23 protein-coding genes are annotated in these 26,210 nt (G+C 66.8%); 7 read left to right on the top strand and 16 right to left on the bottom strand.

The features are described from left to right. The first annotated feature begins 58 nt into the window (after positions 1–58). On the top strand, positions 59–1,111 hold the full coding sequence (locus ACKY0W_RS07610) for a class I SAM-dependent methyltransferase (RefSeq protein ID WP_409437045.1): 1,053 nt from the start codon (positions 59–61) through the stop codon (positions 1,109–1,111). Positions 1,112–1,124: 13 nt separating this feature from the next. On the opposite strand, the gene ACKY0W_RS07605 is transcribed toward ACKY0W_RS07610, so the two are convergent. The 6 genes from ACKY0W_RS07605 to ACKY0W_RS07580 form a co-directional block, all read right to left on the bottom strand. Further along, the gene (locus tag ACKY0W_RS07605) at positions 1,125–2,177 is read right to left on the bottom strand and encodes an NAD-dependent epimerase/dehydratase family protein (RefSeq protein ID WP_409437044.1); all 1,053 of its coding nucleotides are present in this window, start codon (positions 2,175–2,177) and stop codon (positions 1,125–1,127) included. Positions 2,178–2,237: 60 nt separating this feature from the next. Further along, a complete protein-coding gene (locus tag ACKY0W_RS07600) occupies positions 2,238–3,680 on the bottom strand; it encodes a vWA domain-containing protein (protein WP_409437684.1) in 1,443 nt (480 codons plus the stop codon). A gap of 7 nt (positions 3,681–3,687) precedes the next feature. Continuing rightward, positions 3,688–4,596 (bottom strand): AAA family ATPase, encoded by a 909-nt coding sequence (locus tag ACKY0W_RS07595; RefSeq protein ID WP_406758526.1) that lies wholly within the window; start codon positions 4,594–4,596, stop codon positions 3,688–3,690. A 25-nt stretch (positions 4,597–4,621) separates the two neighbouring features. After that, positions 4,622–5,875, bottom strand: coding sequence for a glutamate-5-semialdehyde dehydrogenase (locus ACKY0W_RS07590; protein ID WP_409437043.1), 1,254 nt, complete (start codon positions 5,873–5,875; stop codon positions 4,622–4,624). Between the two features lie 68 nt (positions 5,876–5,943). Continuing rightward, a complete protein-coding gene (locus ACKY0W_RS07585; protein ID WP_409437042.1) occupies positions 5,944–7,311 on the bottom strand; it encodes a mechanosensitive ion channel domain-containing protein in 1,368 nt (455 codons plus the stop codon). Further along, positions 7,308–9,503, bottom strand: coding sequence for an adenylate/guanylate cyclase domain-containing protein (locus ACKY0W_RS07580; protein ID WP_409437041.1), 2,196 nt, complete (start codon positions 9,501–9,503; stop codon positions 7,308–7,310). Before ACKY0W_RS07580 ends, ACKY0W_RS07585 begins: the two co-directional genes overlap by 4 nt. 51 nt (positions 9,504–9,554) lie before the next feature. Here ACKY0W_RS07580 and ACKY0W_RS07575 point away from each other — a divergent pair, with 51 nt between their 5' ends. Beyond that, entirely contained in the window at positions 9,555–10,424 is an 870-nt protein-coding gene (locus ACKY0W_RS07575) for a ribokinase (RefSeq protein ID WP_409437040.1), read from the top strand. Here the strand turns inward: ACKY0W_RS07575 and ACKY0W_RS07570 are convergent. Both ACKY0W_RS07570 and ACKY0W_RS07565 read right to left on the bottom strand, forming a co-directional pair. Continuing rightward, a complete protein-coding gene (locus tag ACKY0W_RS07570; protein WP_409437039.1) occupies positions 10,408–10,803 on the bottom strand; it encodes a tautomerase family protein in 396 nt (131 codons plus the stop codon). The two genes, ACKY0W_RS07575 and ACKY0W_RS07570, sit on opposite strands and share 17 nt — an antisense overlap. An 84-nt stretch (positions 10,804–10,887) precedes the next feature. Further along, positions 10,888–12,942: an NAD(+) synthase gene (locus ACKY0W_RS07565; RefSeq protein ID WP_409437038.1), complete on the bottom strand. Its 2,055-nt coding sequence runs from the start codon at positions 12,940–12,942 to the stop codon at positions 10,888–10,890. Between the two features lie 56 nt (positions 12,943–12,998). Here ACKY0W_RS07565 and ACKY0W_RS07560 point away from each other — a divergent pair, with 56 nt between their 5' ends. From ACKY0W_RS07560 to ACKY0W_RS07545, 4 genes are all read left to right on the top strand, one after another. Next, on the top strand, positions 12,999–13,538 hold the full coding sequence (locus tag ACKY0W_RS07560) for a cysteine hydrolase family protein (protein WP_409437037.1): 540 nt from the start codon (positions 12,999–13,001) through the stop codon (positions 13,536–13,538). Between the two features lie 4 nt (positions 13,539–13,542). Further along, a complete protein-coding gene (locus tag ACKY0W_RS07555; protein ID WP_409437036.1) occupies positions 13,543–14,394 on the top strand; it encodes an NAD-dependent protein deacetylase in 852 nt (283 codons plus the stop codon). Between the two features lie 48 nt (positions 14,395–14,442). Further along, complete coding sequence (locus tag ACKY0W_RS07550; RefSeq protein ID WP_409437035.1) at positions 14,443–15,705, top strand: MFS transporter; 1,263 nt, start codon at positions 14,443–14,445, stop codon at positions 15,703–15,705. Between the two features lie 83 nt (positions 15,706–15,788). Continuing rightward, positions 15,789–16,403 (top strand): hypothetical protein, encoded by a 615-nt coding sequence (locus ACKY0W_RS07545; protein ID WP_409437034.1) that lies wholly within the window; start codon positions 15,789–15,791, stop codon positions 16,401–16,403. A gap of 25 nt (positions 16,404–16,428) precedes the next feature. Here the strand turns inward: ACKY0W_RS07545 and ACKY0W_RS07540 are convergent, their stop codons facing one another. After that, the gene (locus ACKY0W_RS07540) at positions 16,429–17,688 is read right to left on the bottom strand and encodes a cytochrome P450 (protein WP_409437033.1); all 1,260 of its coding nucleotides are present in this window, start codon (positions 17,686–17,688) and stop codon (positions 16,429–16,431) included. 104 nt (positions 17,689–17,792) lie between these two features. On the opposite strand from ACKY0W_RS07540, the gene ACKY0W_RS07535 reads away from it, so the two are divergent. Further along, on the top strand, positions 17,793–18,428 hold the full coding sequence (locus ACKY0W_RS07535; RefSeq protein WP_409437032.1) for a TetR/AcrR family transcriptional regulator: 636 nt from the start codon (positions 17,793–17,795) through the stop codon (positions 18,426–18,428). Here ACKY0W_RS07535 and ACKY0W_RS07530 read toward each other — a convergent pair. The 7 genes from ACKY0W_RS07530 to ndk all read right to left on the bottom strand — a co-directional run bounded on the left by ACKY0W_RS07530 (position 18,409) and on the right by ndk (position 26,190). After that, positions 18,409–19,176, bottom strand: a complete 768-nt coding sequence (locus tag ACKY0W_RS07530) for a PE-PPE domain-containing protein (protein ID WP_409437031.1) — start codon at positions 19,174–19,176, stop codon at positions 18,409–18,411. The two genes, ACKY0W_RS07535 and ACKY0W_RS07530, sit on opposite strands and share 20 nt — an antisense overlap. A 12-nt stretch (positions 19,177–19,188) precedes the next feature. Then, on the bottom strand, positions 19,189–20,295 hold the full coding sequence (gene proB, locus ACKY0W_RS07525; protein ID WP_409437030.1) for a glutamate 5-kinase: 1,107 nt from the start codon (positions 20,293–20,295) through the stop codon (positions 19,189–19,191). Beyond that, complete coding sequence (gene obgE, locus ACKY0W_RS07520; RefSeq protein WP_409437029.1) at positions 20,292–21,737, bottom strand: GTPase ObgE; 1,446 nt, start codon at positions 21,735–21,737, stop codon at positions 20,292–20,294. The genes proB and obgE overlap by 4 nt, the downstream gene beginning before the upstream one ends. A 48-nt stretch (positions 21,738–21,785) precedes the next feature. Continuing rightward, positions 21,786–22,046 carry a 50S ribosomal protein L27 gene (rpmA, locus tag ACKY0W_RS07515; protein WP_024440772.1) on the bottom strand — a complete coding sequence of 87 codons (261 nt, stop codon included), beginning with the start codon at positions 22,044–22,046 and terminating at the stop codon, positions 21,786–21,788. 17 nt (positions 22,047–22,063) lie between these two features. Beyond that, complete coding sequence (rplU, locus tag ACKY0W_RS07510) at positions 22,064–22,375, bottom strand: 50S ribosomal protein L21 (protein WP_024440773.1); 312 nt, start codon at positions 22,373–22,375, stop codon at positions 22,064–22,066. 152 nt (positions 22,376–22,527) lie between these two features. Further along, entirely contained in the window at positions 22,528–25,446 is a 2,919-nt protein-coding gene (locus ACKY0W_RS07505) for an Rne/Rng family ribonuclease (RefSeq protein WP_409437028.1), read from the bottom strand. 297 nt (positions 25,447–25,743) lie between these two features. Further along, positions 25,744–26,190 (bottom strand): nucleoside-diphosphate kinase, encoded by a 447-nt coding sequence (gene ndk / locus ACKY0W_RS07500; RefSeq protein WP_406758509.1) that lies wholly within the window; start codon positions 26,188–26,190, stop codon positions 25,744–25,746. Between the last annotated feature and the right edge of the window lie 20 nt (positions 26,191–26,210).

The following is a 26,210-nucleotide window of genomic DNA, read 5'->3' as shown; positions in this document are numbered from 1 at the left end:
CTCATCGCAGGCGCAACCCCCCGTTGCTGCCGCGAAGCCGATGCCAATCGTGTAGAAGATGTCTGTGGAAGATTTTCCGTTGAGTTCAATTGATCGCGCGCAGGCGACCAAGGACGCCATGCTCAGGCGTTTTCACACTCGGGCGCAGATCACCGGCGAGATCAGGCTTCCGGCCGTGCCGAGCATGCTGGATGAATACGTGTCGATGTGCGCGGACGTGTTCGCGGGCCTGGGCAAGCCCTTCAGCGACCTCGAACTCAACCGCCTCAGAGAAGTGCTGGAAGGCCAACTGGCCGAGGCCTACTCGCACTCGCTGCGCTCGAACATCATCATCTCCTACAACGCCCCCATCGGCCCCAGCTTGAACTACACGGTCCGCGCCCAGTGGAGCAGTGTCGCCGAGGCATACGAGGCCTGGCTGGCAACGCGGAAACCACCGTTGTTCGGCACCGAACCCGACGCACGGGTTTGGCACCTCGCCTGTGAGGCCGACAATCCGGCCGCCCATCGGGTGCTCGAGATCGGTGGGGGCACCGGGCGTAACGCCCTGGCGCTGGCGCGTCGCGGGCATCCGGTCGACGTCGTCGAGATGACCCCGAAGTTCGCCGAGATGCTCAGGACCGATGCCGAGGCGGAATCCTTGGACGTGCGAGTCATCGTGCGGGACGTGTTCGCCGACGCCGACGACCTGCGCGACGACTACCAGATGATGGTGCTTTCTGAGGTCTTGACCGATTTCCGGTCCACCGCACAGCTACGCAGCCTGTTCGAGCTCGCCGCTCGATGCCTGGCTCCCGGTGGACGGCTGGTGTTCAACAGCTTCTTGGCGCACGACGGCTACGAACCCGACAGCGCCGCCCGGGAATTCTGCCAGCAGGTGTACTCGGGTTTGTACACCCGCGATGAAATGGCGGCAGCGACGGCCGGACTGCCCCTGCAGCTGCTCTCCGACGAGTCCGTCCATGACTACGAGAAGGCGAACCTGCCCGACGGTGCCTGGCCGCCCACCAGCTGGTACATCGAATGGGTCAGCGGGCAGGACGCGTTCCGAACCACGCGTGAAGAAAGCCCCATGGAGTTGCGCTGGATGATCTTCCAGCGGACGCATTGAGCGTCCCCGCCTACTAGCGCCGGGCGATGCCGTCGTCGATCATCTGCTGGAAGTGCTCCACGACGGAGTCGGCAACCGGTCGGAAATCGATGGCCAGCTCAGTACGCGCACGCGAACTGTCCAGGCATAGTGGCCAGCCGACATTGTGCTCGACAAACGGGCGCGTCAGCCCCGCCACCGGCGCCACCAGCTTGACCATGAACTTGGGCAGCTCGCAGGTCGGGAAGGACAGTCGGGCACCGAAGTGCCGCCGCAACATTCGGCTGAGTCCCAGCATGCTGACGACCTCGGAGTTCACCACGTAGCGCCCCTGCGCCCCGGGCGTGTAACCGGCCGTGATGTGCGCGCGGGCCACGTCGCGCACATCGACGCAGCCCATCTGCAGCGCGGGAGCACCCAGTGCCATCGACATGTCGATGAAGTGCGCCATGGTGTCCATGCTTCCCGAGGCGCTGGCCGTGGTCAGCGACGGCCCCAGCACCAGGGAGGGGTGAATGGTGACCAGGTCCCAGCGCTGCTGGGCCTGCTGGATCTGCCAGGCCGCCCGCTCGGCGACGGTCTTGGAGTAGGGATAGGGCTGGTGCTCGGGTGTGCTGGTGGTGTTCCAGTCCGCCTCGGTGAAGCACGCCTTGCCCTGCATATCCGCGTTGTCGCCGTAGATGGCCGCCACGCTGCTGGTCAGCACCACCCGGGCCACCGAAGGGGTTGCCTCCACGGCGGACAACACGTTGCGCGTGCCTTCGAGCGCGGGCCGTACCAGTTGCCGGTCGGCGTCGCGGATGGTGCCGAGCAGGAACGGTGAGGCGGTGTGGATGACCAGTTGGCAGCTCCGCATCGCCTCGGTGAAACTGCCCGGTTCGAGCAGGTCGGCCCGGTGCAGGCTCAGCTGCCCCGGGTGGCGCTCGGCGAGCGCGTGCAGGTGTTCCAGGCCATGGGGCTTGTCAGGATCACGGACCGTGGCCCGCACCTGGTGCCCGTCCTCGAGCAGATAGCGCACGATCCAGCTGGCGATGTAGCCGCTGCCGCCGGTAACCAGCACGGGTGCGCTGGAATCGATGGTCGTCATGAACCACCCTTTCTGATCGTTGTCCGGGTACGCCGGCAGCGGGCGACCTTGACGCGGTGGCTAGACCGGCAGCAGGGCGTCGATGACCCCGGCCAGCTGCTTGGCCGAGCGGCATTCGTGCATCGGGATCACGTCGGCATAGCGCGGTACCGCGGAGTCCCCGCTGCCCCAAAGGTGCCGGGGCTCGGGGTTGAGCCAATGTGCGTGCCGGCTGGCGGTCACCAGATGCGACAGCACTTCCACCCCGGGGTTTCGGTAGTTGGTACGACCGTCGCCGAGCACCAGCAACGCGCTGCGCGGCGACACCACGTTCGGGTAGCTCTCGGCGAACGAAACGAACGCATTGCCGTAATCGGAATGGCCGTCGCGGGTATAGACGCCGGACTCCCGGGTGATCCGCTGGATGGCCACCGCCAGGTCGGCCTCCGGCCCGAACAGATGTGTCACCTCGTCGGTGGTGTCGATGAACGCAAACACGCGGACCCTCGAAAACTGTTGGCGCAGTGCATGAACCAACAACAGGGTGAAGTGACTGAACCCGGCGACCGACCCGGAGACATCGCACAACACCACCAGTTCGGGCCGGGCGGGACGCGGCTTGCGCAGCACCACGTCGATCGGCACCCCGCCGGTAGACATCGACTTGCGCAGGGTCTTGCGCAGATCGATGGTGCCGGCACGGGAACGTCGCCGGCGCGCGGCCAGCCGGGTTGCCAGGGTGCGGGCCAGCGGCGCCACCACCCGGCGCATCTGGCGCAGCTGTTCGCCGGACGCACGCAGGAACTCGACGTTCTCGCTCAGCTGCGGGATTCCGTACATCTGCACATGCTCGCGGCCCAACTGTTCGGCGGTGCGCCGCTTGGTCTCGGCGTCCACGAGCTTGCGCAGCGCAGCGATCCGCTGCGCTGCCATCGCCTTGGCGATCTGCTCCTGGGACGGGCTCGGTTCGTCACCGTAGGGCGCGAGCAGCCCGGCCAGCAGCTTGCCTTCCAACTCGTCGAGCGCCAGCGCTTTGAGCGCCTGGTAGGCCGAGTACGACGGGCCCCGGCTCGAGCGATATTGCCCGTAGGCGCCGACGATCGCGGCGATCATCGCCGATAGCCGGGGATCGGTGTCGGCGAGATCAGGATTCTCGGTCAACAGATCGAGCAGCATGGCCCGCATGTCCTCGGCGTCCTCCGGCAGCGGCACGTCCTCGGCCGGCTGCTCGTCGCCATCGACCACGACCGTGCGCCCGCCCAGCGCGGCCGGGAACCACAGATCGAACATGGCGTCGTAGGTGTCACGGTGGTCGGGCCGGCGCAGCACCGCGCAGGCCAGCCCTTCCCGCAGCACCTCCCGGTCGTCGAGCCCGATCACGGTCAGCACCCGCCCGGCGTCGACTGTCTCAGAGGGGCCCACCGAGATCCCCTGCCCGCGCAGCGCTTCCACGAACCCCACCAGGTGCCCCGGAATTCCGTGCGGGGCAAGGGGTTGCGGCGGGCGGGTACGGCGCACCATCAGACGGCCATCAGTTCAGTCGCAGCTCTCCGGACGCCCGCACCTGATCGGATTGGTGCTTGAGCACCACCCCCAGGGTGGCCGCGACGGTGGCGTCGTCGATGGTGTCCATGCCCAAGGCCAGAATGGTGCGGCCCCAGTCGATGGTCTCGGCCACCGACGGGAGCTTCTTGAGCTGCATGCCGCGCAGCACCGCGATGATGCGAACCAACTCGGCGGCCAGATGTTCGGGCAACTCGGGTACCCGCGACAGCAGAATGCGGCGTTCCAGGTCAGGATCGGGGAAGTCGATGTGCAGGAACAGGCAGCGGCGTTTGAGCGCCTCGGACAGTTCCCGGGTCGCGTTGGAGGTCAACACCGTGAACGGGGTCCGCGTTGCGGTGATCGTGCCCAGTTCCGGGACGGTGACCGCGAAGTCGGAGAGCACCTCCAGCAGCAGGCCCTCGATCTCGATGTCGGCCTTGTCGGTCTCGTCGATCAGCAACACGGTCGGATCGGTGCGCCGGATCGCGGTCAGCAGTGGACGCGTCAGCAGGAACTCCTCGGAGAACACGTCCATCTTGGTGGCGTCCCAGTCCTCGCCCTGACCGGCAGTGTTGCCGGACTGAATACGGAGGATCTGCTTGGCGTGATTCCACTCATAGAGCGCCCGGGCCTCGTCGACGCCCTCGTAACACTGCAGCCGCACCAGCCCGGAGCCGGTGGCCGCGGCGACCGCGCGGGCCAGTTCGGTCTTGCCGACCCCGGCCGGTCCCTCCACCAGCAGCGGTTTGCCCAGCCGGTCGGCCAGGAACACCGCGGTGGTGGTGGCGGTGTCTGCCAGGTAGCCGGTCTCGGCCAGCCGGCGCGCGACGTCGTCGATGTCGGAGAACAGCGGCGCCTGGCGGGCCGGGGTGGCGGGGCTGGCGGGTTTTTCCATGCGGATGTAACTCCTTCGAGGCGCCTTAGACAGGACGGGTGTGGCCGTCACCCCACACGATCCATTTGGTCGATGTCAGCTCCGACAGCCCCATCGGGCCACGGGCGTGCAGCTTCTGGGTGGAGATGCCGATCTCGGCGCCAAAGCCGAACTGCTCGCCGTCGGTGAAGGCCGTGGAGGCGTTGACCATCACCGCTGCGGCGTCGACTTGCTCGCTGAATCGCTGGGCAGCCGCCATGTTGGTGGTGACGATGGCCTCGGTGTGGCCGGTGCCGTATTCGTTGATGTGGTCGATCGCGTCCTCGAGCCCATCGACCACGGACAGCGCGATGTCCATCGCCAAATATTCACGGCGCAGGTGGTCCTCGGCAGCGGCGTCCTCGGCATCGCCGTGCACCGTGACCCCGGCAGCGGTCAACGCGTCCACCAGCCGAGGCACTGCGGATGCGGCAATGGACTTGTCGATCAGCAGGGTCTCGGCGGCGTTGCAGACGCTGGGCCGACGGGTCTTGGAGTTCAGCAGCACCTGCTCGGCGATGTCGAGGTCGGCGGCCTCATGGACGTAGACGTGGCAGTTGCCGACGCCGGTCTCGATGGTGGGTACCAACGCGTCGCGCACCACGGCTTCGATCAACCCGGCCCCGCCGCGCGGGATCACCACGTCGACCAGTCCGCGGGCCTGGATCAGGTGGGTGACGGTGGCGCGATCGACAGATGACAGCAGCTGCACCGCGTCGGCGGGCAGGTCTTCGCCCTCCAGGGCGCCACGCAGCACGTCGACCAGGGCCTGGTTGGAGTAGGCCGCCGACGAACTGCCGCGCAGCAGCGCGGCGTTGCCGGACTTCAGCGTCAACCCGAATGCGTCCACGGTGACGTTGGGCCGGCCCTCGTAGACCATGCCCACCACGCCGAGTGGGACGCGCTGCTGACGCAGCAACAGTCCGTTGGGCAACGTGTAGCCGCGCAGTACCTCGCCGACCGGGTCGGGCAGGCCGGCGACCTGCCGCAGTCCGGCGGCGATCCCGTCGACCCGGGCCTTCGACAGCGCCAACCGGTCCAGGATGGCCTCGGGCGTCCCGGCGGCACGGGCGTTCGCGACGTCGCGCTCATTGGCCGCCAGGATGTCGTCGGCGTGGGCCAGCAGCGCGTCGGCTGCAGCGTTCAGCGCACTGTTCTTGGCTGCGGTGGACAACGCCGTCAGGGAACGCGAGGCGATTCTCGCGCGGCGGGCGGCGTCGTGGACCTCTTGGCGCAGGTCGGGAAGCACGGGGACGCTCATCGTGCCAGAGTATCGGCGAACGCCCGATCAGGTAAAACGGCCCCACTGTGTTGACGTGCGGCGACCCGCTACGTAGCTGCCGCGGGACGCCGCTGATCGATGATGCGGCCCAGTTCTTGCAGCAACAGCGGCTTGGTCATCACCAGTTCTTCGATGTTCTCGCGATCGATGACTACCGCGGTCACTTCCTCCAGGGCATGTGCGTCGAACAGACTGGGTTGCCGGGTCAGCGTGGTAACTCCGAGAAACGCACCATGCCGCAGCGTGGCGTCCGACCAGGCCGGATCCGCACTGGTGAGTCGGACACTGCCCTCGGTCAGAAATGTCATCGCGGTCGGCACCTGGCCGGCCCGTTGCAGGGCCTCATCCCTGCCGTAGCGGACCACCGTGGCGTATGACTCCAAAGCGCGCTGGTCGTCGTCGGTCAACCGGAGCGCGGGTGCCACTACTGCCCGCAGTGCCTCAGCCACCCGTTCCGGTGTCGAGAACACGTCCTCGGCTTCGTCAAGGTGTAGTCCCTCCCGTCGGGCGGCATACCAAAGCCATCGCAGGAAGGTGGTCTGCGCCGCACCGTCGTCGGCCGGCGAGCCCAACGCAACCGTGGTGCGGTACTGGCCACCACCGAGCGCCGCCGAATCCGGCGCCTCGCCGGGGGTTCGCATCGGCAGAGCGATCGCAACCCGCGACAACAAAGCGCACACTTGATCCGGCGGATCGATGACGGCGAATGTGGTCGTGATCGATACCCGGTGGGCACCGCCGGATCGACTGATGTTGGTGAACGAGGTGCCGGCCAGCACCGAGTTCGGCGTGACCTGTAGCCCGTCGGCGGTGCTGATGTGCACCGCCCGCCAGTTCACTTCGACGACCCGGCCGCGCGCGGTGGGGGTGGAAAGCCAGTCGCCGATCCGAAATGGCTGCTCGAACAGCATGAACAGGCCCGACACGATCTGGCCGACCGAATTCTGCAACATCAGGCCGATGACCACCGACGTGACACCCAGCGCGGTGAACAGGCCTCCGATTCTGGCACCCCAGACGTGGGACAGGATCAGCGCCAGGCCAACACCGATCAGCAGGAATCGTGCGACATCGACGAAGATGGTCGGTATCCGGCTGCGCCAGGAGCCTTTCGGAGCGCTCTGGAAAAAGGTCACGTTCAGCCCCGACAGCAGCACCACCAGAACCACGAAGCCGAACGCGGTGTAGATGATCCGCAGCGTCGGATCGTGTCCCGGTACGCCGGCGACATGTGCCAGTAACACCAGTAATGCGCCCAGCGGCAACAGGTAATTGCGCGCCAGAGCCACCGGTCGGGCGAGATGGCTGCCTCTGCGTGCCAGCGCCACATGCCCTTCGGTGAGCAGTACCAGGCCCACCGGGAGGCCGATCGCGACACCGGCCGCCCAGTACAGCCATGCCCCGAAAATGTTCACGGTGCCTCGGACAATCGCCAGGCCTGCTCCTCGGCGTCACCCATCGTGAGGGTGCCGGCCAGTGAGAACTCCGCGGTGCCGTCCAGCATGTCGCGCACCCTGGCGGTGACGTAGATGCCGGATTCCGGTGTGACTCTGCGCAACTGATAGGCCAGGTTGACGGCAGAGCCCCACAGGTCATAGGTGACCCCGGACCGGCCCACCAGCCCGCTGACGACTTCGCCGGTGTCGACCCCGGCCCACAAGCTCAGCCGGTAACCGGTTTTGACGTCGAACCGATCAACGATGCGCTGCATCTCGCAGGCGAATTCGACGATACGGTGCACCCCATCCAGCCTCGGGGTGGTCAAGCCACAACCCGCGAGATAGCCGTTGTACATGGTGCGAATCCGTTCGACCCCAACGGCTTCAGCCGCTGCGTCGAACTGTCTGACCAGATCGTCGACGGTTGTCACCAATTCGCTCGCGGAGACCTCGGAGGACAGCTGGTCGATGCCTTGCAGTTCGGCGTAGACAACGCTGACGTTGTGATGCTCTTCCGCTATGGCCTGCTCGCCCCCGCGGTAACGCCGTACCACCGACTCCGGCATCAGGGACAACAGGAGCTCATCGTTCTGTTTACGCTGCTGATCGAGCAGCTCCTCCTTCGTGCGAAGGCTGTAGCTCATCTCGTTGAACGCCTTGGTCAGTTCGCCGATCTCGTCAGCCGTCCGGGCCGGCACAGCGGCGCTGTAGTCGCCGGCGCTGATGCGCTGGGCTGCGACCTGCAGGCGGCGGATCGGCTGCAGGAAGAGTCGCGCCAGCAGCATGGCCAGCACGCAGATGGCGAAGATGACGCCGGTGGTGGCAAGCACCACCCGCTTACTGAACGAAGTGACCGCGGCATAGGCGTCGGAGTAGTCCCTGGTCGCCAGAATCGACCACTGCAGGTCCGAGTTGGGCACGGTCAGCGGCGCGTACGCAGCCAGCTCGCGGTTTCCCAGATAGGCATACCCGTTGGTCAGCGTGCCGGTCTGGCCACGCTGCGCGGCCTCCAGTCCCGGTCCGCCGACCGGCTGCACCAAGGTGGTGGTTCCCAGCCGCAGCGCGCGTTCCACCGTCGCCTCCGAGGTCCCCGCCGCCACCGCCTCCCGGCGATACCGCTCCGGATCCTCCAGGAACAGTCGCGAATCGGAGCGCATCAGGTGGTCCGGACCTGCCAGGTAGGTCTCGGTGGTGTGACTTAGCCCGGCGGCCTCCCACTCACGGTCGGCGGTCATGATCCGATTGACTTTGGCGCTGGGCAGCGGCAAAGCCAACACGCCCTCGACCGTGCCCTTGGTGCCGACCGGAGACACCAGCCAGGCGGTGGGTGTGTCCAAGTTGGGTTGGTACGGCTGGTAATCGGTGATCCATACAAAATTGACTGCGTTGGCCGCCAACGCCTTGCGATAGGCGTCGCGCAGACCGGATTCGCGGTAGGGACCGGTGAGCACGTTGGTGCCCAAGTCCACGCCCTTGTTCACCGAATAGACCACGTTGCCTCGGGTGTCCAGAAGCAACGCATCCAGGTATTCATTGAGTCGGACGATTTCAGCGAAGATGTTGTTGAACTGGGCATTTGCCGCCGACCATGCGCTGCCGTCCCCGGCGTCGCCGGACTGTTTCGGCTCCGCCGCAATGCCCGCGGTGTAGCGGGCCTGCAGGTAACGCTGCGCGTTCGCCGTGGGCAGCAACGCGGCGATGTCCGGCTGCTCGCCGCTCCGTTCGCCCAGCGCCTTGGTGAAGTGGTCTTGGTAATAGGCCTCTATCGCCCGCTGTTGTTCGGGCGTGACTGTGGCAGTTGCGAGCTCGTCGAATCCGGCGGTAAATGCCTTGAGTGCGGTGGCCGCGGTCACTCCCCCGCTGAAAACGACCAGGGAGTTGGTCATCTCGGCGAACAATCCAGTGACCGCACGGCGCTGCGCCTCCCGTGCCTGCACCAATTTATTGGTGGCCGCGTGCTGCAATTCCTGTGCGCCATACTGGAACTCGACGAATCCGACGACTGCAACCGAGGCGACGCTGGTGAGCAGCAGGATGAACATCAGCTTGGTCTGAATGCTGAGCCGAGACAGCAGCCGCCAGCGCCGGCGCTCATCACTCGCCGTGGCCACTGTCGACGGTGCCGAGTCCACCCGGCTGCTCCCTTCCCCGAATACCGGATGGTTCATCACCCTAGGGGATGCACGACATTCCGCGGTCGTGAATGCGAAGCTGGATGCATGGCGACGCGGGTGTGCGTGGTGGGCAGCGTAAACCTCGATACCGCCTTCGTCGTCCCCGCGCTTCCGGCTCCGGGCGAGACGGTGCTGGCCACGGCGCGAAGCACCCACCCCGGCGGAAAGGGCGCTAACCAGGCGGTTGCCGCGGCACGGGCGGGAGCGCAGGTGCAGTTCGTGGGCGCGGTCGGAGACGACGACGCCGGGTTGCTGCTGCGCAGGCACCTGCAGAGCAACGGTGTCGGGACCGACGGCCTGACGACGATGCCCGGGCCCAGCGGCTCGGCGGTCATCACGGTGGAACCGTCCGGGGAGAACACCATCGTGGTGGCACCGGGCGCCAACGCCAGCTGGGCGCCGGATTCCGGCCAACGCGACCTGATCGCCGACTGCGACGTGCTGCTGATGCAGCTGGAAATTCCGATCCCGCTGGCCACCGCGGCGGCACGGCTGGCCCATGCGAGCGGGGCGACGGTGATCCTCAACGTGTCGCCGCCCGCCACCGACCTGTCCGAACTGGCCGGGCTCATCGAACTGATAGACGTGGCAGTGGTCAACGAATCCGAAGCCGCGCGGTTCGACCACGTGGTGCCGCACCGGGTGGTCACCCTTGGTGCCCGTGGTGCCCACTATCACGGGGCCGATAGCACCCGTAGCGTGCCGGCACCGGTGGTGCAGGCCCTCGACAGCACGGGAGCGGGTGACGTATTCGCCGGGGTGCTGGCGACCGAATGGGCCGGCGGCGTCGTACACGCACTGCGACGAGCCTGTGTGGCAGGGGCGTTGGCGACACTGGTGGCCGGTGCCGGTGACTGCGCCCCAACTGCCGAGGCGATCAGGGCAGCACTGGAGGCGTTCAGACCCCGACGTTGAAACCCAGGTCGACGTCGGACGCGGCCTGCCCGCCGCGGATCCCCCAGTTGTCCCGATCCACCTCGTGCAGGGTGATCATGACATGGTCAGCGGGAATACCCAGCGCAGCAAGGTTTTCGACTATCCCTGAGTAAAGCAGCCGCTTGGCCTCCAGCGACCGGCCCGAGAAGCAGTCGATCGAGACCAGGGTGCGGTACTCGGGCTTCGCGAGCTGCGCGGGAACCGCGAACCGGTGCGGCTCGTGGACGACCAATCGCACGTTCTTGTCCTTGGCCGGGATCTGGAAAGCGGTCACCAGCGCGCCGTGGACCGCGTCGATGATCGCGACTTCCTCGGCCGGCTGGTAGGGGCGACGGACCTCGATCAGGACAGTCGGCATGATTCCCACCCTGCCAGATGGTCAGTCCCGGTCGGCCCGCACCCTTGACCCGCACGCTGGTGAGGCCATCCTCGGCGCCCCTCCCTACCCTTGCGGAATCTCCCGTTCGATCTCGTCGAGCCAGATCCGCGCCGACATGTCCGACGGGGCCCGCCATTCACCCCGCGGCGACAACGAACCGCCGTGGGATACCTTCGGTCCGTTCGGCAGCGCCGAACGCTTGAATTGACTGAACGAATAGAACCGCTGCACAAAGACTTTCAGCCAGTGCCGGATGTCTGCCAGCGAATAGGCCTGCCGTTTGTCCGCCGGATATCCGGGCGGCCAGGAACCCGCTTCCACGTCATGCCAGGCGTGCCAGGCCAAGAATGCGGTCTTGGCAGGTGTGAATCCGTACCGCAACGCCTGAAACAGCGCGAAATCCTGCAACGAGTACGGGCCAACCTTGTCCTCGCTGCGCTGAATCTCCTCGCCGTCAGCCGCCGGCACCAGTTCCGGGCTGATCTCGGTGTTGAGCACTGAGGCCAATACCGCGCACACGTCGGAATCAAACTCTCCGGAGTTGATCACCCACCGGATCAGGTGCTGGATCAGGGTTTTGGGCACACCACCGTTGACGTTGTAGTGCGACATCTGGTCGCCCACCCCGTAGGTGGACCAGCCCAGCGCCAGCTCGGACAGGTCACCGGTGCCCAGCACGATCCCGCCGTTCTGGTTGGCGATCCGGAACAGATAGTCGGTGCGCAGACCGGCCTGCACGTTCTCGAACGTGACGTCGTAAACGGCTTCACCACGGGCGAACGGGTGCCCGAGCTCGGACAGCATCAGTTTCGCGGTCTCGCGGATGTCGATCTCCGCGAACGTCACCCCCAGCGCTTTGCTCAGTGCAGCGGCATTGGCCTTGGTGCGCTCACCGGTGGCAAAGCCGGGCATGGTGAACGCCAGAATGTCACTGCGCGGTCGGTTTTCCCGGTCCATCGCCCGAGCCGCGACGATCAGGGCGTGCGTCGAATCCAGTCCGCCCGACACCCCGATGACCACCTTGGGACAGTTCAACGCGCGCAGTCGCTGCTCCAGACCGGAGACCTGAATGTTGTAGGCCTCGTAGCAGTCCTGTTGCAGTCGCTGCGGATTCGACGGCACGAACGGGAATCGTTCGACCACCCGCCGCAGTCCGATGTCCCCCGCCGGGGGGGCCAGAGCGAACTCCACCCGCCGGAACGCCTGCACCGCATCCCGGTGGTGGCGGCGGTTGTCGTCGAAGGTGCCCATTCGCAAGCGCTCCGAGCGCAGCAGCCCGAGGTCGACGTCGGCAACCGATCGGCGGGGGCCGTTGGGGAACCGTTCGCTTTCGGCCAGCAGGGTGCCGTTCTCCCAGATCATGGTCTGGCCGTCCCAGGCGAGGTCGGTGGTCGACTCCCCCTCTCCCGCGGCGGCATAGACGTAAGCGGCCAGGCAGCGCGCCGAGGCCGACCGGGCCAACAGGCAGCGGTCCTCGGCGCGTCCGACGGTGATCGGACTGCCGGACAGGTTCGCCAGCACCGTCGCACCGGCCAGGGCCGCCTGGGCGCTGGGCGGCACCGGCACGAACATGTCCTCGCACACCTCGGCGTGCAGCACGAACCCGGGCAGATCGGTCGCGGCGAACAGCAGGTCCGGCCCGAACGGGATCTCTACCCCGCCCAGCCGAATGAGTCCGTGTTCGCCGGCGCCGGCAGCCAGCTGGCGGCCCTCGTAGAACTCCCGGTAGGTGGGCAGGTAGGACTTCGGCGCGACCCCGAGGATGCGCCCGCGGTGGATGACCACCGCGGTGTTGTAGACGCGATGCCCGTAGCGCAGTGGCGCCCCCACGACCAGGACCGGCAGCAGTTCCGTCGACGCCGCGACCACGTCGAGCAGGGCCGCTTCGACGGCACCGAGCAGGCTGTCCTGCTGGACGATGTCGTCAATGGAGTATCCCGACAGGGTGAGTTCGGGAAAGACGGCCAGCACGACACCGTCGTGGTGGCATTCGCGCGCCAGCTGCAGCACCGACTCGGCGTTGGCGGCCGGGTCGGCGAGCGTCGTACGGTGCGTGCAGGCGGCAACCCGTGCGAACCCATGCCGGTACGCGTTGTAGAAGTCCCCAGAATGCTCCATTGCCCCCATTGTCGCCTGGACTGTGTCAACGTGCAGCTTTCGGGTATCACCAGGGCATGACCGATACCGCGGTGGTCGTCGTCGACATGCTCAACGCCTACCGCCACGCCGACGCGAAACAACTGGCCGACAACGTCGCGCAGATCGTCGAACCACTCGCCGACCTGGTCGAACGCAGCCGGGACGCCGGTGATGTCGACCTGATCTACGTCAACGACAACTACGGCGACTTCACCGCTGGATTCGCCCAGATCGTCGCCTCGGCACTGGAGGGTGGTAGACCCGAGCTGGTTCGACCGATCGTCCCGGTAGCCGGCGACCGGTTGATGACCAAGGTGCGACACAGCGCCTTCTACGCCACTGCGCTGGAGTATCTGCTCGGCCGGCTCGGGACCCGCCGATTGATCCTGACCGGACAGGTCACCGAGCAGTGCATCCTCTACACCGCGCTGGACGCCTATGTCCGGCACCTATCGGTGGTGATACCGGTCGACGCCGTCGCCCACATCGACCCAGAACTGGGCTCCGCCGCACTGGAGATGATGTCCCGCAACATGGCTGCCGAGCAGTCGACCGCCGAGAAGTGCCTACGCTAGCCGGATGGGTGGACCCGAGCCGACGGTCTGCGACCTGCTGACGCTGCTGGCCGGCCGGCGGGTCGCGGTGCTCACCGGCGCCGGTATCTCCACCGATTCGGGCATTCCGGACTATCGCGGCCCGGACTCCCCACCGAGCAACCCGATGACCATCGCCCAGTTCACCCGCGACCCGGTGTTTCGGCAGCGGTACTGGGCTCGCAACCACATCGGCTGGCGCCACATGGCCGACACCGCGCCCAACCTCGGCCACGTGGCCCTGGCCGCACTCGAAGAATCCGGCGTGGTGACCGGGCTGATCACCCAGAACGTCGACCTGCTGCACACCAAAGCAGGGAGCCGGCGCGTGGTGGATCTGCACGGTAGCTACGCGACGGTGATCTGCTTGTCCTGCGGGCGCACGGTGAGCCGAGCGTCGCTCGCCGAGCAGTTGGAGGAGCTCAACCCGGGGTTCACCGACCGGGTTGGAAAGCTCGGCGGCATCGCCGTGGCACCCGATGCGGACGCCGTCGTCACCGATACCGCATCATTCCGCTTCGTCGACTGCCGGCATTGCGGCGGAATCCTCAAGCCCGACATCGTCTATTTCGGCGAAAGTGTCCCCAAAGAACGCGTCGCTCAAGCCTATTCGATGGTCGATGACGCAGAGGCGTTGCTGGTGGCGGGTTCGTCGCTGACGGTGTTCTCCGGCTACCGGTTCGTTCGCCACGCCGTCGCGCGCGGTGTCCCGGTCGCGATCGTCAACCGCGGGCCCACCCGCGGCGATGAGTTGGCCGATGTCAGGATCGACGGCGGTTGTTCGCCGACGCTGGCGTTGCTGGCTTCGGAGCTGGCCTGCGAAATTTCGTCGCGGTAATCCGTCAGTAGCGGCACGCAGTCGCTGCGAATCCGGCACGATGCTCCGGTGACAAAGCAGCGGCTCACGCCCGACCAGCGCAACTCGTTCCTCGCCGCCGTATTGGGCTGGTCGATGGATGCCTTCGACTACTTCATCGTGGTGTTCGTCTATGCCGACATCGCCAAGACCTTCGGCCACACCAAGACCGAGGTCGCGTTTTTGACCACGGCGACGCTGGTGATGCGCCCGCTCGGGGCGCTGCTGTTCGGCCTGTGGGCCGACCGGGTCGGCAGGCGAATACCACTCATGGTGAACGTGGTCTTCTACTCGACGGTGGGATTCTTGTGCGCGTTCGCACCCACCTTCACCGTGCTGGTGATTCTGCGTCTGCTGTATGGGATCGGGATGGGGGGCGAATGGGGGTTGGGCGCGGCGCTGGCCATGGAGAAGATCCCGGCCGAGCGTCGCGGGTTCTTCTCCGGACTGCTGCAGGAGGGCTATCTGTTCGGCTACCTGGCCGCCACCGTGGCCTCGCTACTGGTGAACGACTTACTGGGATTGTCCTGGCGCTGGCTGTTCGGCCTTTCGATCCTGCCGGCCATGGTCAGCCTGTTGATCCGCTACCGGGTGACAGAGTCCGAAGTTTGGCAGGCCACCCAGGACCGGATGCAGCTGACCCGCACCAGGATCCGCGATGTCTTCACCGACGCCAAGGTGATCCGCCGGTTCTGCTACCTGGTGCTGCTGATGACGGCGTTCAACTGGATGAGCCACGGCACCCACGACATCTACCCGACATTTCTGACCTCGCCCGACGGCGCGGGTCTGTCTCATGTCACGGCCAAGTGGATCGCGGTGATCTACAACATCGGCGGGATCATCGGTGGGCTGATCTTCGGTTCACTGTCACAGCGGCTGGGCCGGCGCTACGCGATCATCTGGGCCGCGGTGATGGGTTTGCCGATCGTGCCGCTGTTCGCGTTGTCGCACACCGCGGGCATGTTGTGCCTGGGCTCGTTCCTGATCCAGATCTGCGTGCAAGGCGCCTGGGGTGTGATCCCGGCCCACCTGACCGAGATGTCACCGGATGCGATCCGCGGCTTCTATCCGGGCGTGACCTATCAGCTGGGCAATCTCTTCGCCGCGTTCAACCTTCCGATCCAGGAGCACTTGGCGGCCGCACACGGCTACCCGTATGCCCTGGTCGTGACGCTGGTGCCGACGCTGATCGCGGTCATTGTGCTGACCGCGATCGGCAAGGACGCCACCGGCCGGCAGTTCGGGGCCGACTTGAAGGTGCCTCTTCGTGAAGCGACCGAACCTGTTTGACAGCAGTTTCGATAAGGTCTATTTTTCCTAACAATAGTGCATCTTCTAAATAGCAAGTGAGGGTAGTGATGCATTGTTATCGGATGACGGTCCCCGTCGGGGCCGTTCTCGGAGCCTGCCTGGGAATCGCGCTGGGGGCCGCATTTACCGCCAGCCCGGTCGCCTCCGCAGACGCGATCGACGACGCCTGGCCGTATCTAGACGCGGTGTCGCCGGTGTTCCCGTACTACTACGCGGCGCCGGGACTTCCGACCGCTGACCCCGGGTCTGATCTGTGGTACACGGCCGACCACTCATCTTCCAGTGTCCCGTACCTGTACAACTACTTTCATGACGTCGTTACCGCCAATCTCGACGACGGCCCGACGTATCCGCACGTCGGAACCGTTGCAGATGCGCTGATTGTGTTGCCGATCGTCCCCGCAGTCGGGGGAATGGTAGGGGCTCCGATGTTCACGAATGTTTCTCTGCACGATCCGGTTCTCGGGTTCGCCGACGCATTCACCGTGCTGAACGGATTGACCAACACCTACCTCAGCGACTCGGCGGGCGTGAAAGACGTGCTCAGCATCTATGGCCTTCCGCCGCTGACCTTGTTCGAATTCCCCGCCGTTGACGCCGGAGGGACGGCGTTGGAATCGGGCGACGGATTCGCGCAACTGCTGGCAGATCTCGCAGGCATCACCCCGAGCCTGTAGTGGCAGGAAGAGCCCGGCACCACCGTCAGAACGTGCAAGACATGGCGCGGATGCCGTGAATGAAGCTGCCCGCCAGGTACTCCGGATCGCCGGCCTCGATGCGCGGCAACTGATGGAGCAACTCACCGAAGAGGGCACGCAGCTGAGCCCGGGCCACATGGGTCCCCAGGCAGTAGTGCTGCCCACCGCCGCCGAAGCCCAGGTGCGGATTGGGATCCCGGCTCAGGTCCAGGCGGTCCGGATCGTTGAACACAGTGTCATCCCAGTTGCCGGATGCGTAGAACATCGCCACCTTGTCGCCGGCGCGAATGGTCTGGCCGCCGAGTTCGTAATCGGCTGCGGCGGTGCGCCGGAAAGTCATCACCGGTGTGGCGTAGCGGATGAACTCCTCTACCGCGGTCCCGATGCGCCGGTCGAAATCCTCCAACAGCCATGCACGCTGTTCGGGGAAGTCGGTGAGCGCCCGCAGGGCATGGCTGGCGGTCTGGCGGGTGGTGTCGTTGCCCGCCACCGCGAGCAGCACGAAGTAGGCGGACACCTCGGCATCCGTGAGCCGGTCACCGTCGACCTCAGCGTTGACCAGGCTGCTGAACAGGTCATCACCGGGAGTATCGCGGCGCTGCGCCGCCAGCACGCCCGCGACCTGATGCAGGTACATGATGTTCTCGCCCATCACCGCCAGCGGGTCGCGCCCGGCGAGGAACACCGGGTCGTTGGTCGACACCAGCGCGTCGGCGGCATGGGCCACCTGTGCGCGCTCGGAATCCGGCACGCCCACCATGTCAGCCAGCGTGCGCAGCGGCAGTTCCTTGGAGCAGTACTCGACGAAGTCGGCTCCACTGCCGGCGGCCTTGAGCTCGCCGACGATCGCCTTGGCACTGGCCTTGATCGAGTCCTCGATGCGCCGAATCTGCCGGGGAGTGAACGCCGCGGTGGCCAGCTTGCGCAGTTTGGTGTGCCGGGGCGGATCCATGGCCAGGAAGGACTGCGTGGTTTCCAGCAGCTCTGCGGGGAAATTCTCGAACTGCACGCCCTTTCCGGACAGAAACACCTCGTTGGTTCGGCTCACCTCGACGATGTCGGCGTGGCGGGTAACCGCCCAATAGCCGGGATCGTCGGGATCGTTGAGCATGGCGTCTTGCACCGGCGGGTGCCAGCTCACCGGACGCTCGGCGCGCAGCACCGCAAAGGAGCGCTCCCGCTCCGTGGCGGTGCTGGACCAGAACGCGCGTGAGGACAGGTCGACCGTGTCGTAGCTGCGCAGCGCGGCGGATGGTGCAGTCACGAGACCTCCTGACGTATGGCCCCGGTCACATCGGGCTCGAACCGACAGTAGGTCTAGACATAGTGTCTAGTCAAGACGTCGGCCTAGCCGTTACGCTGACCGCTGTGGCTTCTGTGACCCGCAAGCCCCCCACCAGCCGCCAGGAGCGGCGCGAGGAGATCGAACGGCATCTCCTCGACGCCACCGAGCGACTGATGAGCGCCGGCGCCAGCTTCACCGAACTGAGCGTGGACCGCCTCGCGACCGAGGCCGGCATCTCGCGCGCCAGCTTCTACATCTACTTCGAAGACAAGGGTCATTTGTTGCGCCGGCTCGCCGGCCAGGTGTTCGGCGATCTCGCTTCGGGGGCCGAGCAGTGGTGGGGCGTGGCGCAGCGCCACGATCCCGACGATGTCCGCGCCGCGATGGCCTCGATCATCGCCAACTATCGGCGGCATCAACCGCTGCTGATCGCGCTGAGCGAGATGGCCGGCTACGACCCACTGGTGGGCGCCACCTACCGGGACCTGCTGACCGGCATCTCCGGCCGAGTGGCCCAGGTCATCGAAGACGGACAGGCCGACGGCTCCATTCGCAGCGAGCTACCCGTCGCCGCCACCGCGAGTGCGCTCACGTGGATGGTGGAGCGGGTATGCCAGCAGAACCTGCCGGTCCGCGACGCGGACTACGATTCCGAGCTCGCCACTGCACTGACCGAAATCGTTTGGGGCGCCCTATATCTCAAGCCAACGGAGAAGTAGGGCCGGTCCACGCCGAGCGATCATAGGAGCTTTCGATCTTCTGGCGCCGTCGCTTCAGCCGGGCAGGAAACAGCGCAGACAGGCCGCAGGCCGGCGGTACCCGGGTTGGGGACAAGACGTAGGTGATGTTGCCGCGGCGGACGCGGGCGTTCTCGGCACTGTTGATGTCGAGCCGAAAGTAGTTGTTGTGGACGAGGACCAGGCCCAGCAGGGCGTTTCTGACGGCCAGCGAATCGACGTGTGCCGCGGGCAGGTTGGGAAAGTCGGCCATGCCGTCGTATTGGCGACACAGGTCCGTCACCGCGAACCGGGTGTCCGCAGGTACGCCGACGCCGCCGTAGTCGGGCAGCTTCATGAACGTGACCAGCTTCGGGTCGGCCCGATAGATGCCGTGGAACGGCTGTTCGGGGTTGGCCAGTAGCAGAAACGACACCCTGTCGGTGGGGACCGATGAGGTCGGCCCCCGTTCGCGCAGCCACTTGCAGGCGACCTGCGCCCCCATGCTCACGGCGTAGACGAGTACGTCATCGGCATTGGGTGAGGCGTTGAAGTGGGCGGTCAGCATCTCGTCGAGGGCTTGCGCACCGCGCTGCACCGCGGCGACCGCCGGGACATAGCGCAGTCCGTCGAAGTAGGTGTTGGGGTACTTGACGTTTTCGACGGTCTTGCCCTTGGTGACCGCGCCGCGGCACATGAACCGCAGAAACCCACTCCAGCCCGCCCCGTCGATGGTGAATACGGTGCTCATGCGGACGAGTCGCTACACCGCGACCAGGTCATCGGCGTGCACGACCGGCCGACGTGCATCCGGGGCCAGCTCCGCGGTGGAATGACCGATCATGGCGTCCAGCTCCGTTGCGTCGTAGCCGACCACGCCGCGGGCCACCACCGATCCATCCGGGCCACAAAGTTCAACCACATCGCCGCCGTAGAACCTGCCCGAGACCGCGGTGATCCCGGCCGGGAGCAGGGAGCGACGGCGAGCCAACACCGCCTCGACGGCCCCGGCGTCCAGCGTCAGCATCCCGGCCGCGTCGGCGGCGTGGCGCACCCAGAACTTGCGCGCCGACAACCGTTGCGCCCGGGGTGCGAAGACGGTGCCCACCGATGCATCCGAAAGGGCGGATGCTGCCGCGCTGGCGGCGGCCAACAACACCGGCACTCCCGCGTCGGCGGCCAGCAATGCCGACGACAGCTTGGACACCATGCCGCCGGTGCCCAGGTGACTGCCCTCGCTGGCAACCACATCGGCAAGGTCATCCGGCCCGGACACCTCGGGGACCAGGCGAGCCGGGCCCTTGCGCGGATCGGAGTCGTAGAGGCCGTCGATGTCGGAGAGCAGCACCAGCGCGTCGGCGCCCACCAGATGCGCCACCAGCGCCGAGAGCCGGTCGTTGTCGCCGAAACGGATCTCGCTGGTGGCCACCGTGTCGTTCTCGTTGACGATCGCCACCGCGTGCAATGCGCGCAGCCGGTCCAGGGTGCGGGCGGCGTTGGTATGGGAGACCCGCATCGACACGTCCTGCGCGGTCAGCAACACCTGCCCCACGGTGCGGCCGAACCGGCCGAAGGCGGCACTCCAGGCGTTGACCAGTGCCACCTGGCCCACACTGGCGGCGGCTTGTTTGGTGGCCAGATCGCTTGGCCGCTTGGACAATCCGAGCGGCTCCAGGCCCGCGGCGATGGCCCCCGAGGACACGATCGTCACGTCCGAGCCCGCCTTCATTCGGGCTTCGATCGCCTCGGCCAGCCCGGCCAACCGCGCCGCGTCGAACATGCCGGACTCGGTGGTCAGTGCGGTGGTGCCGATCTTGACCACGACGGTGCGCGCGGCGCGAATCGCTTCGCGCGCACCACTGCCGGTCACTCTTCCTCCGAATGCTCTCGGCGCTGCTTGCGTGCCACCTTGCGCTCGGCGGCACCCACTCGGTCGCTGCGCTCCAGCCTGGTGTCAGTGCCGCGGCCGGACAGCGTGATGTCCACCCCGGCCTGCGTAGCTGGCTCCCAGTCGAACGTCATCTCCCCGATGGTCACCGCGCAGCCCGGTTTGGCGCCCCGCTTCAGCAGCTCGTCCTCGACCCCGAGTCGGGCCAGCCGATCGCCCAGGTAGCCGACCGCCTCGTCGTTGTCGAAGTTGGTCTGATGCACCCAGCGCTCGGGTTGTGTACCGCGCACCAGGAAACCACCCTCGCCGTCGGATTCCACGGTGAACCCGGTATCGCCCGCGCGCACGGGCCGGATCACCGGGCGGCGCGCGACCGGCTCCGGCTGCGCCGCGCGGTACGCCGACACCATCTCGGCCAGCGCGAATGTCAATGGCCGCAAGCCGGCACGGCTGACCGTCGAGACCATGAACACAGGCCAGCCGCGCTCGGCCGCGATGTCGTCACGGACGAACTCGGCCATCTCCAGCGCCTCGGGCACGTCGATCTTGTTGAGCACCACGGCCCGCGGCCGGTCGACCAGGTCGCCCAGCGTCGAATCCCCTTGCATGGTGGGGGTATAGGCGGCCAGTTCGGCTTCGATCGCTTCGATATCGGAGAGCGGGTCACGACCCGGCTCGGCGGTCGCACAGTCCACGATGTGGACCAGCACCGCGCAGCGTTCGATGTGCCGCAGAAAGTCCAGACCCAGGCCACGCCCGGCGGAGGCGCCCGGGATGAGGCCGGGCACATCTGCCGCCGTGAAGGTGTGCTCGCCAGCCGAGACCACGCCCAGGTTCGGCGCCAGCGTGGTGAACGGATAGTCGGCGATCTTGGGTTTGGCTGCCGAGATCACCGACACCAGAGCGGATTTGCCCGCGGAGGGGAATCCGATCAGCCCGACGTCGGCAACGGTCTTGAGTTCCAGCGTGAGGTCGCGGGTCTCGCCCTTCTCCCCCAGCAACGCGAAGCCGGGCGCCTTTCGGGCGCGCGACACCAGGGCCGCGTTGCCCAGCCCGCCTCGGCCGCCGGCGGCTGCCTCGAAGCGGGCACCCGTGCCCACCAGGTCGGCCAGCAGCCGCCCGTGCTCGTCGAGCACGACAGTGCCGTCGGGAACTTTGATCTCCAGGTCCGCGCCGAAAGCGCCGTCCTTGTTGTTGCCCTGGCCCTGCTTGCCGGACGCCGCGTCGATGTGCGGCCGAAAGTGAAAGTCCAGCAGGGTGTGCACCTGGGGGTCGACGACCAGCACGACGCTGCCGCCGCGGCCGCCGTTGCCACCGTCGGGACCACCGAGCGGCTTGAACTTCTCCCGGTGAATCGAGGCGCAGCCGTTGCCCCCGTCGCCGGCCCGCACATGGATGACAACGCGGTCGACGAACCGGGACATGGCGTTACTACCTATCCGGCGCCCAAAGGCGCCCAGTTACGCCAGCGACTAGTCGCGGGCGACAGGCACGATGTTGATCAACTTGCGGCCACGCTTCACACCGAATTCGACCGCACCGGGTGCAGTGGCGAACAGGGTGTCGTCGCCGCCGCGCCCGACGTTGACGCCGGGGTGGAAGTGGGTACCCCGCTGGCGGACCAGGATCTCGCCGGCCTTGACGACCTGGCCGCCGAACCGCTTGACGCCGAGTCGCTGGGCGTTTGAGTCGCGCCCGTTACGTGAGCTGGAAGCGCCCTTTTTGTGTGCCATCTCGCTGCCTCCTGCTGCTACTTGATTCCGGTGACCTTGAGCACGGTCAGCTGCTGACGGTGACCCTGCCGCTTGTGGTAGCCGGTCTTGTTCTTGAACTTGTGGATGCGGATCTTGGGGCCCTTGGTGTGCTCCAGGATCTCACCGGTGACCGCGACCTTCGCCAGCTTGGCGGCGTCGGTGGTGACGGTGGCACCGTCCACGACCAGCGCGACCGGCAGCGAGACCGACGATCCCGGCTCGGACTCGATCTTCTCAACCTTGAGCACGTCACCAACGGCAACCTTGTACTGCTTGCCGCCGGTTTTGACGATTGCGTACGTCGCCATCGTTGGTTTCTACCTCTGCTTCTCGGGCGCGCACGCCATCGGGACTTGCGCAGGTGTCTGGGGTTCTGTCCGCCGAGCTGTGGTTATTCCCGCCTGGCGACAACTGGTCAAGGGTACGTGACCAGCGGCTAAGGGGTCAAACCGGCACGACCTTAGATCGGAGGTCCGGCAGGTCGGGCCGCCGCACGCCGACGTCGCGGACGCTCGACCAGTGCCACCGGCACCTCGGGCTCGTCAAAGTCCTCGGAATCCTCGGAGTCGTCGTCCTCATCAGACTCATCAGACTCGTCCGACTCATCGATGACATCGAGGTCGTCGTCGAAGTCCTCGTCGTCATCGTCGTCGAGATCGACTTCGTCGGCGTCTTCTTCGTCGTCGTCGGCGTCTTCGTCTTCATCGGCGGCGTCTTCGTCGTCGGTGTCTTCGTCGGTGTCTTCGTCGTCGTCGGCGTCAGCGAGGTCCTCGTCGGCCACGCCTGACTCCACGTCGTCCTGAGCGACCTCGTCGGCGCCCTCGGCCTCGTCGGCACCTTCGGTGCCCTGCTCGGCGAGGTTCACCAACAGCTCATCGGTGTCGGGCGCGGTCTCGTGCTCGTCGTCGGACTCATCGTCGTGACGATCGCTGGCCGCGGCCATCGCCTTGAACATCGGGTGGTCGCCGGGTGTGTGCACCGGAACCTTGGTGACCGGCGGTTCGTCGACCTTCGGCTTCTTCGCGCGCTTGCTGCGACGGCTGCCGCTGGTGCTGCTGCCACCCGATTCGGACTTTCGCCCCGGCGCGGCCGAGTCCACCGGGTCGGCGTGCAGCACGATGCCCCGTCCGGCGCAGTGCTGACATGACGTCGAGAACGCCTCGATCAGTCCCGTGCCCAGGCGCTTGCGGGTCAGCTGCACCAGACCCAGCGAGGTCACCTCCGAAACCTGATGGCGGGTTCGGTCGCGGCCCAGCGCCTCGGTCAGTCGGCGCAGCACCAGGTCCCGGTTGGACTCCAGCACCATGTCGATGAAGTCGATGACGATGATGCCGCCGATGTCACGAAGGCGCAGCTGCCGCACGATCTCCTCGGCGGCCTCCAAGTTGTTCTTGGTCACCGTCTCCTCGAGGTTGCCCCCGGAGCCGGTGAACTTGCCGGTGTTGACGTCGACCACCGTCATCGCCTCGGTCCGGTCGATCACCAGCGTGCCTCCCGAGGGCAGCCAGACCTTGCGGTCCAGCGCCTTGGCCAGCTGTTCGTCGATCCGGTGCACGGCGAATACGTCCGGGCCGGCCTGACCGTCCGGGCCGGTGGGCGCGGAGTAGCGGGTCAGCTTCGACACCAACTCGGGCGCCACCGAGCCCACATACTCGTTGATCGTGGCCCACGCGTCGTCACCGGAGACCACCAACTCGGAGAAGTCCTCGTTGAACAGGTCTCGGATCACCTTGACCAGCACGTCGGGCTCTTCGTAGAGCGCGACCGCGGCACCGGCCGCCTTCCCCTTGGTCTCGGCCGCGGTGGCCTCGATCTGGGTCCAGCGTTCCTGGAGGCGTTCGACATCAGAGCGGATGTCGGATTCCTTGACGCCCTCCGACGCGGTACGGATGATCACGCCGGCGTCGGCGGGCACCACCTCGCGCAGGATCTCCTTGAGCCGCTGGCGTTCGGTGTCGGGCAACTTGCGGCTGATACCGGTCGACGACGCGCCCGGCACGTAGACCAAGTAGCGGCCGGCCAGCGAAACCTGGGTGGTCAGGCGGGCACCCTTGTGCCCAATGGGGTCTTTGCTGACCTGCACGACGACGTAGTCGCCGGGTTTGAGCGCCTGCTCGATCTTTCGGTTGGCGCCGCCGAGCCCGGCGGCTTCCCAGTTCACCTCACCCGCGTAGAGCACGCCGTTGCGGCCCCGGCCGATGTCGACGAAGGCGGCCTCCATCGAGGGCAGCACGTTCTGGACAACGCCCAGGTAGACGTTGCCCACCAGTGAGGTCGATGCGGCAGACGTCACGAAGTGTTCGACCATCACGCCGTCTTCCAGCACGGCGATCTGGGTGTAGCGGGCGCCCTGATGCGGCGGCTCGGTCCGGACCCGGTCCCGGACCACCATCCGGCGTTCGACGGCCTCGCGGCGGGCCAGGAACTCGGCCTCGCTCAGGATCGGCGGCCGGCGGCGTCCGGCGTCGCGGCCGTCACGGCGACGCTGCCGCTTGGCCTCCAGCCGAGTCGACCCGGTGATGCCCTGGATCTCGTCGTCGCCGGTGCCCCGGTCGCTCTTGGCGGACCGGCTGGTCTTGGCGCGCGGCGCCCGTTCGTGCACGACGGTGTTCGGCGGGTCGTCCGACGACGCGGCGTCCTCTTCCTCGCCCGCCCCGGCCTTGCGCCGACGACGGCGGCGACGACGACGGTTGCCCGCGTCCTCAGCCGAACCGCCCTCTTCGTCAGCGGCGTCCTCGGCGTCCCCGGCCTCCTCCGATTCCGCGGCCGAGTCATCGTCCTCGGTCTCGTCGTCGGCGTCCTCGGCTGCCGCCCCCTCGGAGCCGCGACCCCGACCACGGCCGCGGCGCCCACGGCGCCGACGCCGGTTGGCCGGCCGGTCCCCGTTCTCGTCGTCGGCATCGGCGTCGGCGTCGGAACCGCCGAGGTCGTCGTCATCGTCATCGTCGTCTTCAGCATCGGCGACACGGGGCACCGGGCGCTCAAAGGCGACCGGCTGCGGCGCGACGAACAACGGCATGTAGTCAGCGCGCGCGGCGACCGGCTCCGGGGCCGTCTCCAGCAGCAGCCGGGACTCGGGCTCGTCAGGGACCTCGCCGGTTCCCTCGGCTTCGCCGGCCTCCTGGAACAACCCGCCGACAGCGGGTGCGGCGACCGACTCCAGCAGGTCTCGGACTCGCACCGCCTCGACACGGTCCACGCTGGAATGGGCGCTGCGCGCCCGGCCGTCCAGCTCGGTCAGCGCTTCCAGGACCCGCCTGCTGGTGGTGCCCAGAACCCGCGCCAGCGAGTGCACCCGCAGTCGATCGGGCAACTCCTCGTGTTCGTGCGCTGCTGAAGCGTCTGAATCGGGGCTTTTAAAAAGAGAGGGGTCTGACACGTACGTCTCCTCAAGCCCCCGGGCGCGTCGTTGCGACGCGGCCACGCGAGGACTTCTCGTTATGGGCCCGGCTCACTTCCCCGGGCTTGTGGTGGTCTCGCTCCGAGGGGCTCGGGTTGAACCGACTCGGTGCCTGGCTGAATGAGAACCGGCGATCGGCGCCGCATCACATATCGCGACCGTCGCACTCGCCGAAGTCTTCATTCGGGTGTCGGACACCGGTCCGGTGACGTTCACCCGTTAGTCAGTATCCCACACAATCCACAGGAGCCGGACGAAAGGCACTAACTTCCGGCGTCAGGCCAAGGTCATCGGAGTGGCCGACGCCGACGGCTTCAGGTCGGGGAACCACAGCGCGATCTCACGCTCCGCCGACTCCGGCGAGTCCGAGCCGTGCACCAAGTTGAACTGGGTTTCCAGACCGAAATCGCCACGGATGGTGCCCGGGGTGGCCTTGGCCACCGGGTCGGTGCCACCGGCGAGCTGCCGGAACGCCTCGATCGCGCGCGGTCCCTCCACCACGGCGGCGACCACGGGACCTGAGGTGATGAAGTCCAGCAGCGAAGCGAAGAACGCCTTGCCATCGTGCTCGGCGTAGTGCTGCCGGGCCACGGCCTGCTGCACCGGCCGCAGTTCCAGGGCCGCCAGCGTCAGGCCCTTCTTCTCGATCCGGTTGATGATCTCGCCCACCAGTCGACGGTTCACGCCGTCCGGCTTGATCAGTACCAAAGTCCGCTCAGTCATGCAGCGCCGCTCCTGTCCCA

The organism is Mycobacterium sp. SMC-14, from assembly GCF_046250075.1.
Classification (GTDB): Bacteria; Actinomycetota; Actinomycetes; order Mycobacteriales; family Mycobacteriaceae; genus Mycobacterium.
The sequence above is the reverse complement of the archived record's forward strand: the minus strand, read 5'-3'. Positions and strand labels throughout refer to the sequence as shown.